This window comes from Fluviirhizobium alvei, assembly GCF_030551875.1.
GTDB lineage: Bacteria > Pseudomonadota > Alphaproteobacteria > Rhizobiales > Rhizobiaceae > Rhizobium_E > Rhizobium_E alvei.
Genome location: NZ_JAUOZU010000019.1, coordinates 91,232 through 101,973 on the forward strand (window position 1 = coordinate 91,232; position 10,742 = coordinate 101,973).

At 58.4% G+C, this 10,742-nt stretch carries 11 protein-coding genes; 4 read left to right on the plus strand and 7 right to left on the minus strand.

What is annotated here, in order from left to right; genetic code table 11:
* Positions 1-4: 4 nt before the first annotated feature.
* Positions 5-1,297 carry an L-rhamnose catabolism isomerase gene (gene rhaI, locus Q4481_RS21960; RefSeq protein ID WP_304378554.1) on the plus strand — a complete coding sequence of 431 codons (1,293 nt, stop codon included), beginning with the start codon at positions 5-7 and terminating at the stop codon, positions 1,295-1,297.
* Between the two features lie 54 nt (positions 1,298-1,351).
* Here rhaI and Q4481_RS21965 read toward each other — a convergent pair whose 3' ends face one another.
* Positions 1,352-2,980: a thiamine pyrophosphate-binding protein gene (locus Q4481_RS21965; protein WP_304378555.1), complete on the minus strand. Its 1,629-nt coding sequence runs from the start codon at positions 2,978-2,980 to the stop codon at positions 1,352-1,354.
* 175 nt (positions 2,981-3,155) lie between these two features.
* Here Q4481_RS21965 and Q4481_RS21970 point away from each other — a divergent pair, with 175 nt between their 5' ends.
* Entirely contained in the window at positions 3,156-3,626 is a 471-nt protein-coding gene (locus tag Q4481_RS21970) for an Lrp/AsnC family transcriptional regulator (RefSeq protein ID WP_304378556.1), read from the plus strand.
* A gap of 188 nt (positions 3,627-3,814) precedes the next feature.
* On the opposite strand, the gene Q4481_RS21975 is transcribed toward Q4481_RS21970, so the two are convergent.
* From Q4481_RS21975 to Q4481_RS21985, 3 genes are all read right to left on the minus strand, one after another.
* Positions 3,815-4,894, minus strand: coding sequence for a hypothetical protein (locus Q4481_RS21975; protein ID WP_304378557.1), 1,080 nt, complete (start codon positions 4,892-4,894; stop codon positions 3,815-3,817).
* A 448-nt stretch (positions 4,895-5,342) separates the two neighbouring features.
* Entirely contained in the window at positions 5,343-5,714 is a 372-nt protein-coding gene (locus Q4481_RS21980) for a DUF2147 domain-containing protein (RefSeq protein WP_304378558.1), read from the minus strand.
* Between the two features lie 22 nt (positions 5,715-5,736).
* A complete protein-coding gene (locus Q4481_RS21985; protein ID WP_304378559.1) occupies positions 5,737-6,969 on the minus strand; it encodes an SAM-dependent methyltransferase in 1,233 nt (410 codons plus the stop codon).
* A gap of 231 nt (positions 6,970-7,200) precedes the next feature.
* Between Q4481_RS21985 and Q4481_RS21990 the strand changes: the two genes are divergently transcribed.
* Positions 7,201-7,770, plus strand: a complete 570-nt coding sequence (locus Q4481_RS21990; protein ID WP_304378560.1) for a hypothetical protein — start codon at positions 7,201-7,203, stop codon at positions 7,768-7,770.
* A 44-nt stretch (positions 7,771-7,814) separates the two neighbouring features.
* Here Q4481_RS21990 and Q4481_RS21995 read toward each other — a convergent pair whose 3' ends face one another.
* Both Q4481_RS21995 and Q4481_RS22000 read right to left on the minus strand, forming a co-directional pair.
* A complete protein-coding gene (locus Q4481_RS21995; protein WP_304378561.1) occupies positions 7,815-9,068 on the minus strand; it encodes an ATP-binding protein in 1,254 nt (417 codons plus the stop codon).
* A gap of 65 nt (positions 9,069-9,133) precedes the next feature.
* Positions 9,134-9,796, minus strand: coding sequence for a TetR/AcrR family transcriptional regulator (locus Q4481_RS22000; RefSeq protein ID WP_304378562.1), 663 nt, complete (start codon positions 9,794-9,796; stop codon positions 9,134-9,136).
* Between the two features lie 82 nt (positions 9,797-9,878).
* On the opposite strand from Q4481_RS22000, the gene Q4481_RS22005 reads away from it, so the two are divergent.
* On the plus strand, positions 9,879-10,526 hold the full coding sequence (locus tag Q4481_RS22005; RefSeq protein ID WP_304378563.1) for a ferric reductase-like transmembrane domain-containing protein: 648 nt from the start codon (positions 9,879-9,881) through the stop codon (positions 10,524-10,526).
* A 21-nt stretch (positions 10,527-10,547) separates the two neighbouring features.
* Here the strand turns inward: Q4481_RS22005 and Q4481_RS22010 are convergent.
* Positions 10,548-10,742: transketolase-like TK C-terminal-containing protein (locus Q4481_RS22010; RefSeq protein ID WP_304378564.1), on the minus strand; the 195-nt coding region annotated here is incomplete at its 5' end.

Consider the following 10,742-nt stretch of genomic DNA (forward strand, 5'->3'; position numbering starts at 1 on the left):
TGGAATGACCGAACAGAAGATTTCAGGCGATGTGATCGCTCAGGAAAATGAAAAGCGGGCAGCGGCACAGGCTGCCGATTATGCCGCTCTCGGCGACAGGCTTGCGCGCAATGGCGTCGATATCGATACGATCACCACGAAAGTCGCTGAATTTGCCGTTGCCGTTCCCTCCTGGGGCGTGGGCACCGGCGGTACGCGTTTTGCCCGGTTCCCGGGCGCTGGCGAACCGCGCCATATCTTCGACAAGCTCGACGATTGCTCCGTCATCCATCAGCTGACGCGCGCAACGCCCACCGTGTCGCTGCATATTCCGTGGGACAAGGCGGATGCGAAGGAACTGAAGGCCAAGGGCGATGCGCTGGGCCTCGGCTTCGATGCCATGAATTCCAACACCTTCTCGGATGCGCCGGGCCAGGCCCATTCCTACAAGTTCGGTTCCCTCAGCCATGTGGATGCCGCAACACGGGCACAGGCAGTCGAACACAATCTCGAATGCATCGAAATCGGCCGTGCGCTTGGCTCGAAAGCGCTGACGGTATGGATCGGCGATGGTTCGAATTTCCCGGGCCAGAGCCATTTCACCCGCCAATTCGAGCGCTATCTCGCTTCGCTTGCTGAGATCTACAAGGCGCTGCCGGACGATTGGCGGCTCTTCACCGAGCACAAGATGTATGAGCCGGCCTTCTATTCCACCGTCGTGCAGGATTGGGGAACCAATTATCTCATTGCCAATACGCTCGGTGAAAAGGCCTATTGCCTGGTCGATCTCGGCCATCATGCGCCCAATACCAATATCGAAATGATCGTCGCGCGCCTGATCCAGTTCGGCAAACTCGGCGGCTTCCATTTCAACGATTCCAAATATGGCGATGACGATCTCGATGCCGGTTCGGTCGAGCCCTATCGGCTGTTCCTCGTCTTCAACGAGCTGGTCGATGCCGAGCGGAGGAATGCAGGTGGCTTCCATCCGGCGCACATGATCGACCAGAGCCACAATGTCACCGATCCGATCGAGAGCCTGATCTCGAGCGCCAACGAAATCCGCCGTGCCTATGCCCAGGCCCTGCTGGTCGATCGTTCGGCCCTCGACCTCTACCAGGACTCCAATGATGCCCTGATGGCGACGGAAACCCTGAAGCGGGCCTACCGCACCGATGTCGAGCCGATTCTCGCCGAAGCAAGGCTTCGCACCGGCGGCGCCATCGATCCCGTCGCCACCTATCGGGCGAGCGGCTATCGCGCCCGGGTCGCATCCGAACGTCCGGCGATTGCCGGCGGTTCGGGCGGTATCGTCTGAAAAGAATCTCCGCTCAATCTGAAGCGCTCGGGCTCGTCCCGGGCGCTTTGCGTCTCACGCCCGCATGCGGGGAACGTCACGCGGATCGAGGCACAATTCGATCAGGAGTGGCCGGCTGCGTTTCGCAATGGCCGCAAGCGCCAGATCCAGATCCTCGACGGAGCGCACGGTCATTCCCTCGCCACCGAGGGCGGTGGCCACTGCGGCCATCGATGGCCAATCGAACTGAGTGAGGCCGGGATCCATCTTGCGATCGATGAACTGGATATGTTCTGCGCCATAGGCGGCATCATTGCAGACGATGACGATCAGATCGAGCCCGAGCCGGCCGGCGGTGTTGAATTCGTTGATGCCACCCATCATGAAGCCGCCATCGCCGGTGAACAGCACGACGGGACGGTCGGGCGCGGCAAGGCCGGCACCGATCGCCTCCGGCAGGCCAAGGCCGATCGAGCCGAAATTGGCGGTCACCACGAAACTGTCGGGATCGGGTGCGGAGATCCGGCACCAGACTTCGGTCATGAAGCGGCCGCCATCGGTGACGAGAACGCGATCCTTCGGCAGCGCCAACTCGAGCGCCTCAAGCGCATGGATATAGTCGACGCAGCCTTGCGCCGGCCCCTTGGACGCGGGCGCGGGGTGGATGGTCAGTGCCGAAACCTCCAGTTCGCGGGTAAAGCCGCTTGCCGGAATTTCGGCCTGATCCAGCCAATGGACAATGTTATCCGCTGTCAAACCGGCATCGGCGATCAGCGCCGCATCCGGGCGATGGGTTCTGCCGATCACCCGCGCATCGACATCGACCTGGATCACGCGTTTGCCCTTGAGCAGCGCGCCCCGGTCGGTGGTGAAATCCAGAAGACCGGTGCCGAAACAGAGGATGCAATCGGATCTGTCGATCAACTCATAAGTGGCCGGCGTGCTGAGCGTTCCGAAAATGTCGGCATTGTAGGGATGGCCGTTGAACAGGCCCTTCGCCTTCAGGGTCGTGGCGAGCGGTGCCTCAAGACGGTTCGCAAGACGGATCAACGGGTCGCGGGCGCGGCTTGCACCGCCGCCGGCGAGAATGAGCGGGCGGCGAGCGGCGGCAATGATGCCGATGGCATTGTCCAGTTCCGCCCCTTCCGGCACGAAGGCCGGCGTATGAAAGGCATTGCTGACAACGGGCCTGTGCGCGGTCTCGATCCACATGAAATCCGCCGGCATGTTGAGGACGATGGGCCGTCTCTCGGTGCTGGCACGAAAGAAGGCCCGGGCGACATCCTGTGTCGCCAGTTCGGGCGAGCGCATCTGCTCGAATCCCGCACCGGTTACCTTGACGACCTCGCGCTGGTCGATGCTCTGCAGATGGCCGGGATTGGAAATCGGCGTATCACCCGCCAGAAGCAACATCGGAATATTGCCTCGGGCGCCTTCGGTGAGGGCCGTGACGCAATTGGTGAGCGCCGGCCCGTGGGTTACCGTTGCGACGCCGATCCTGCCCGACACATGCGCATAGGCCAGCGCCATCAGAACCGAGCTGCCTTCATGGGCGGCGGGCACGAAACGGCCGCCACAGGCGCGCGCATAATGGTCGACCATGAAGAGATTGGCGTCGCCCATCAGGCCGAACAGCGTTTCGACACCGTGATCGCGAAGGGCGCGGGCAATGCTTTGATAAACGGGCATCGTGACTTCGGACATTGCGCGCATTCCTCCTTGCGAGACAGCCATCGGGCTTTCTCAGGCTAATACCAAGCACAGGCACGAACTGTGCAAAGACGTAAGCCGCAACAGAATTTTTGCGCAGAGATTGCATGAAATTCGGTATCGATGCATCTTTCATGCACGCATGGAAAAACGCATAGGAAACTGAAGCATGGTGCCGGACCGATTTGATCTGCGGATTATGAAGGCGTTGCAGAAAAACGGCGCATTGACGAATGGCGAGCTATCGGAGCTGATCAATCTCTCTGCATCGCAATGCTCGCGCCGCCGGGCCGCTCTCGAGGCCGCTGGCCTGATCGAAGGCTATCACGCCCGCTTGAATGCCAAGGAACTGGGTTTCAGCATCCGGGCCATCATCCGCGTCAATCTGCGCATGCATGGCCAGGAGTCCGACAAGGAATTTTCGCGCTGGGTGGAACGGCAGGAAGAGGTCCAGTCGGCCTTTTCCGTCTCGGGAGATGCCGATTACGTGCTCGATGTCAGGATGCGAGATCTCGACAGTTTTTCGCAATTCATCCACGAGCGGCTGCTGATCCAGCCGCAGGTCGCGCAGGTGCGGTCAGACTTCGTGCTCAAGATCCTGAAGGACAATCAGGCACTCGCCCTTTCCACCGATGGTTAGGGCGAGGGCTGAGGGCGAAATGACACTCTAACGAGCGACGTCAGCCTTTGGCCCAAAGCGGACATAGTAGAGCTGATCTGGAGGCGCATGAGTCGAGTGGGAAACTGACTGGAGGGTCTCAATCTGCGGCGCAGCAAGCCTGATTTTCCCGGTCACAGCGCCAACCTTGGATGCGTACGAGGCTTGAGTCAGTAGTTGTCGTGCTCGAAATCCTCAATTCCCATCTGAACTGGAATTGTGAAATCAAAAACCTGTTCGATGTGATATTTCGTCAGTTTATGTTCGGCCCGCGGATTCAAAAACAGCCACGCTCCGTCATTGTCAAGATTGATAAATAGCAAAGCGGAAACGAGTTTAGCCGCATCCGCAACTGTCAGCCCCGGACTTGTTTGAGAATCATGTTTGTGAAGTAATGTTTTGTCAGAAGTGAGTTGGATAAAGACACGTCGGGCCAATGCCCGTAGCGCGATGTCTGTCATGTCGAAAACATTCGATGCCAACATGCTATTGAACTGCGAAGAGTAAGGGAAGACTAGAAAGAACGGTGCTTTGCGCGTGAACTGGCGCGACGTCTTAAAAGGATAATATCTATTCTGCTCAGCAAACACATAAGGATCGCTTGTGTGTTCGGATATAGTAACCCTCTGTGGCGTCGCGACCTTAATCGACCACCCAAGCTCGCCTATCTGGTGTGTGCTCCCCACAGATAACTTGGCTTTCAACTGCCCGATAGTTCCAAAAGCATACTTTTCGATATCCTTCACAGCAACATCCAAGGGGCCGTCGATCGAGATAGTCAAACCCGGCAAAAAGGGCTGCAGCCGTTGTTTGAAAAGGCCCATCAGATACGCCTGCATCCCGAAGCCTTTTATGTCGAAATATGCATCGTAGTTCGTGAATTGACCGTCGATTGTGCAACCATTAGGGTTGAGGACGTCTTGGCTCCCGAGAGCAACCTGAGCCGTATGGGTCGCGTTGTTTCGTTCGAGCCAATCATAGGCACCGAGTTCGCAGAAACTGCCGTAGAAATGCCGGTCCGTGAGAAGATTGCGAACGACATGTTCCCCGTCGATCACGCTAAACCCCGAACTCTGCATTAGTCCATCTACTGAGCGACTTATACGGTCCAGCTCTCCGGGCTGATTCGCTAGATTGATCAACTTTCCAGTCAATTGGTCATCTTGAATCTTAACTTTAAGCCCCATTGACGTAATATTTGACGATCGACTTTCGAGTTCGTCAATTAATTTGTGAAGAGAGCTGATCATACTAAAACTTCTCTTGTAAAAAGATACTCGGCTGGGCGTTGCTTGGCCCAGAAACAACCATCGTTTTGTCCGTGTGTCAACGAGTGGTTTAGCCAAGGGGTGTCGTAAACCCATAGTCCAGTTGCGGACCCTGCCCAAGCTATCATTGACTAGCCCAAGTATGGCGGCTTTTGAGAAACAGCCTCGTGTCACGGAACTTCCCACATGGGGTCGAGAATGAACCTTCAGCTATCCGCCAAGAGATGTCCACAATCGGCGCAAAGCGGCCAAATGCGAGCTGTCCCAGATGAACCGAAGCCTGTTTGGGACGGTCGCAGGGCCATGCAAACCAAGGCTTTCCGGCATTAGACTCACAAGGGTTCAATGGGGACAGCGGAGCAAAGGCTTACAGTGCCCTTTCGCCTTCAGACTGAACCGACCCCCAGATGGATAGGCGAGGGCGATTGCGTCAATTGATCCGTTCCCAGCCAATGCCGCGGCAGATGAGGCCTGCGATAACGCAACCGCGCGAGGTCATCCTGTCGCCGTTGATCGTCACCGTCAGATTGTAGGTGAGATCACGCTTCGGATCGAAAGCCGTGCCGGCATAGACGCCCTCGTTCTGCTGCTGGATCGACATGACCAGCGTGTCGCCCTTGTCTTCCTTCGGCGTGCCCGGCTTGACCCAGACATTGGTGGCACAGATATCGGCACCGCAGGGTGCGATCTGCACCCGGGCCTTGCCATCACCACGGGCCCACTCGCCGTAAAGTTCGTTGGCCTGGGCGGATCCGGCGCAACCAAAGGCGAAAAACGCCACCGTCAACATCAAAGCTTTCATGGGTTCTCCTTTCTCAAGCGCTCTATGCATGCATAACCGTGTAAAGGCCGACATCGATGCTGCCTTCCTCGAAACCCGCCTCGCAGTAGCAAAGGTAGTAGTGCCACAGGCGGCGGAACCGTTCGTCGAAACCCTGGGCGGCAATGGCCGGCCAATTGGCGTGGAAACGAGCCCGCCATTCAGCGAGTGTCCAGGCGTAGGATTTGCCGAACCGCTGCTCATCGACGAGCGTGAGGCCGGCAGCTTCCACTGCCTTGCGCAACGCCGGCACTGATGGCAGGAACCCGCCGGGAAAGACGAATTTCTGGATGAAATCGACATTGTCGCGATAGGCGTCGAACCGCGCTTCCTCGATCGAAATGATCTGCAGCACGGCCCGACCATCCGCCGCAAGGCACCGTTTCAGAGTGTCGAAATAGCTCGCCCAGTAGGCCTGGCCGACCGCCTCGAACATCTCGATCGACACGATGCGGTCGAACAGCCCCTGAACGTCGCGGTAATCTTCCAGACGCAAATCGATCTGGTCTGCCTTGCCGGCGCTTGCCGCCGCATCGCGGGCCCAGGCCAGCTGGGAGGGAGAAAGGGTAAGGCCCGTTACCTGCGCATCGGCCTTCGTCGCGAGATCGACGGCGAGCGCACCCCAGCCGCAACCGATTTCGAGTACGCGTTCGCCACCGCGGAGCGCCAGTTTTTCACGGATCAGATCGAGACGCTGTCTCTGGGCGCTTTCGAGATCCGAGGTCGCTGCGTCGTGGATCGCGGACGAATAGAGCATCGTCGGATCCAGCCATTCGCGATAGAAATCATTGCCAAGATCGTAATGGGCTTCGATATTGCGCCGGCTGCCCTTTTTCGTATTGGCGTTCAAAAGATGGCCGATACGGTTGACGAGACGCATCACGCCATTTCCCGTTATTGCCGGCGTGAGGGATTCCGTATTGCGCGCAGCGAGGCGGATGACCGACGTCAGGTCCGGCGTCGTCCAGTCGCCGTCGATGAAGGCTTCGGCAAAACCGATATCGCCAGCCGCCAGGAGACGGCGCACCATGCGCCAGCGCCGGATGACGATCGTCGCTTCCGGTCCGGCTTCAGGACCCGCCTGCTTCACCGACGCACCGGACGGCAACACGATCGTCAGACGACCAAAACGAAGGTTTCGGATCAGCCGCGACAGGAGAAGGCCGCCGAGGCCGATCTTCCTGCGGTTTGCTGAAAGATCGAGCGCCGGGGATGTCGCCTCGTCAAACTGGTGCATGCGGCACCCCTTTGTAATCTCGCGGGCGGCGCCCATCCGAAATCCGCCGATTGCCTGCCATCGATCCCTCTCGCTCATGCTTGTTGGTTTGTTTGTGGTGCTATGTACGCGGCAAAGGGCGGACCAGTTTCGTCGCAAGCGAATTTTTTCCAATTTTTTACAGCCGAAAGACAACTGAAGGGGACCGTGCGTCGTAGAAATACGTAATCGTCAGAAGAAAGGATGAGACTGATGGCGCAACTGTTCATCACCGCAAAACAGGCGCCGGCGCTCGATCCCCTGACTCGCGCGACTGTAACGATCGCCTGGGTCATTCTTCTCAACAAGCCATTCTACCCGCTCTATGTCTGGTATCTGACTGGCGATGGACTGTTTGCTTCACTCGGCACTCTGCTCGGAACGCCCTTCTTCCTGGCGATCCCCTTCCTTGCCCGCCATTCTCCGTTGGCGGCCCGGATCGCACTGCCGGTGGTCGGCACGCTCGATACGTTGTTCGAGACCAAGCTGTTCGGATCGGCATCGGGGACGGATCTCTATTTTGCGGCCTGCATCATGCTCGTGGCCCTGTCCTTCCGGGCGCACGAACTCTGGTGGCAACGCGGCCTCACGGCCTTTGTCTTCCTCGTCTTCGTCGTCTCGCGCTATGGGATCGGCGCGCCGCTGCATGTCTGGAGCAGCGAGGACCTTGCGACCCTTCTCAATCTCAACACCTTTGCAGTGGCGAGCCTGCTGGCCTTCATCGCGCTCAACCATGCCGGGCTCGAGCGCGACGCGGAGCGACCGGCAGATAAAGCGTCTTGACGCTCATCCGGGCTCAATGACGGGCCGTTAGGGAACTGCCGTTCTCACATCGACCACAATATCGACAGGGGCGCTGCCTGCAGGCGTTCTGAAAAAGGCGTGATACGGTCATGGTCATGCAGGACGAGCCCGCGCACAAAGCGATCACCAACAGCGGCTTGCAGCTGGCGCAATCCCCGGAAGTCATCCGCCTTGACCGTGGCGGATGCCTTGACTTCGATACCGATGATGCGGCCGCGTCGATCCTCGATCACGACATCGACTTCATCGCGATCCTTTGTCCGGTAGTGCGAAAAGGACATCCGCCGCTCGGACCAGGAGGCGAGCTTCATCAGTTCGGATAGAACGAAGCTCTCAAGCAGGGACCCAAACCGGGTCTTGTCACTGGCGAGACGCGCGAATTCGTCTTCACGCAGGGCGGCGAGGAGACCTGTGTCGATGAAATGGAGTTTTGGCGTTTTAACGAGCCGGCTCAGCCGGTTGTTTGACCACGGCACCAGAGTCTTGACCAGAAAGAGCCGTTCAAGGATTGCGATATATTTCTGAGTGGTCACCCCGGACAGGCCGAGCGCCGCACCAAAGCTGCTGTTGTTGATCAGCATGCCCGCATGTTCGGCAAGGATGTTCATGAGCCGGGGCAGCCGATCCAACTGATCAATATTCGCAATGTCGCGCACATCGCGGTCGAGGATCAGGCTGACATAGTCCTCGAGCCATGAAATGCGCCGGGCCGCCGAGCTTCGCCGCAGGACTTCCGGATAGCCCCCGGCGAGAACCATGCGCATCATCTCGTCGCCAAGGACGACGTCGCCTTCGATTACAGGCTCTTCACCCGAAAAGAGCCGATCGAGCATGTGACCCGGGCTCGAGCGGATCTCGGCCTGGGCAAACGGCAAAAGCGGGACGACAGCCATGCGGCCCGCCAGGGAATCCGCAATCGCCGGTATGGTCGCCAGATTGGCGGAACCGGTCAGAAGAAACCGGCCCGGCGTCTCGTCTTCATCCACGCTCGCCTTGATCGCGAGCATGAGGTCGGGCGCCCGTTGCACCTCGTCGATGACCGCTCGCCTGATCCCCCTGATAAAACCGGTCGGATCCTCCCTCGCAGCATTCAGGGTGCTTGCATCATCCAGCGTGAAATAGGGCCGATCCCTGTCTGAAAACATCCGCGCGAGGGTCGTCTTGCCCGCCTGCCTCGGTCCCGATATCAGAACCACACGGGTATCTGCCAATGCGGCCTCTACCAGAGGAAACGCCTTGCGGTCGATAATGGCCTTGGGATTCAGCTGCGCAATCATGCGACCATTCTTAATCCAAAGCCCGACCAATTTAAAGTATGATGGCGTCTGTTTTTAATTCAAACTCAAACGCGCCTGCCGATCATGTCGATGAAGAGATCGACAGCCTGCGCCATCGCCTCGTCTGCGGGCTTCGTTACCCGCCATTCCGGGAAGTGACCATCGACCCACATCCGGCAGAGGCCGTAAATGAATGCACGGGCCGACAACATCAGCGCATCCGGCGGAATATCCGACGAAATCTGGCCGCCTGCCTGTCCTTTGGCGATGAGATCGACCATGATCAGCCGGATCGCTTCGGTTTCTCCGGTCAGACGCTCGGAACCATGGAAATCGATCAGCGTGCGCGACGCGATGACATTGAAATGGGTCGGGTTGCGCAGGGCCCAGGAGAGATAACCTCGGGCAATGGCGCGCAGACCCTCCACGGGATCGCTCAGGTCTGCGGCGGCGAGTTCCGCCTCCACCGAACCGGTCAATCGTGCCATTGCCTGTTCAGCAACGGCGGTCATCAGCGCCGTCTTGTTGGCAAAGTGGCGAAACGGCGCAGCAGACGAAACGCCTGCGGCTTTGGCGACTTCGCGAACGGAGACAGCCTCAAAACCCTTCTGTTCGATCAGTCTGATCGTCGCGCTAATGAGTTCTTCGACCAGATTTCCATGATGGTAGCTTCTTTGGATTTTCGGCTCGTTCGTCATGACGCGACGATAGCCTCTCTTTTGATTCAATGTAAGCACTGAAAACATTTCTTGACAAAATCCACAATCGCAAACTAACTTGATGTTATCACCGATAACATTGGAGTTCACAATGCAGACGATACAGCATGAAGAAGCCCGGACGACCGGACATTGGCAAACGGGCGTTTGCCTTGGCCTGACCGTCGCAATCCTGTGTATCCTTGTAGTGGCCCTGTCGCCGACGCCAACCGAAGCCACCCGCATGGTCATCCGACTGACCGCGCGAACCTCGATGATCCTTTTCGTATTTGCCTTCACCGCATCGAGCCTGCTGACCCTTGCGCGCTCGCCGGCCACCCTCTGGCTCCGCAACAATCGCCGCTACTTTGGCCTCGCATTTGCCTTTTCGCATGCGGTGCATGCCGCCGCACTCTTCGCGCTCTGGCGCTTGAACCCGCAGCTGTTCGATGACCTGACCACGCCGGCGTCGTTCTGGGCCGGCGGTACCGGCTATGCCATTATTCTGGTGATGACGCTGACATCCTTCCCGTGGGCCGCTTCGATGGCCGGACCCAGGGCATGGCAGATCATCCACAAGACCGGTGCGTGGTTTCTGGCTCTGTTCTTTGTGGTGAACTTTGGACGCCGCGCCGTCCACGTGCCAGCCATGTACTGGCCCTACATGGTCATTCTTTTCGCGGCGATTGCCATTCGGCTTTGGGCCGGCTACCGCACTCGCAAGGCCAATGGCGCGAAGAAGACGCTGTTGGGGAGCTAAACCATGATCTTTGGACGCGCCTCAAAGCGCGTCCATTGCCCCTTTGGCAATCTCCTCCGCCGTAATTCCGAAATATTTGTAGAGTTCCTTGTAGGGGCCGGAAGCACCGAAACCCTTCATGCCGACGAAGATGCCGTCCGAGCCGATGAACCGGTCCCAGCCCTGGCGAATGCCGGCTTCGACCGCGACCCTGACCTTGGCTGTGCCGAGCACGGA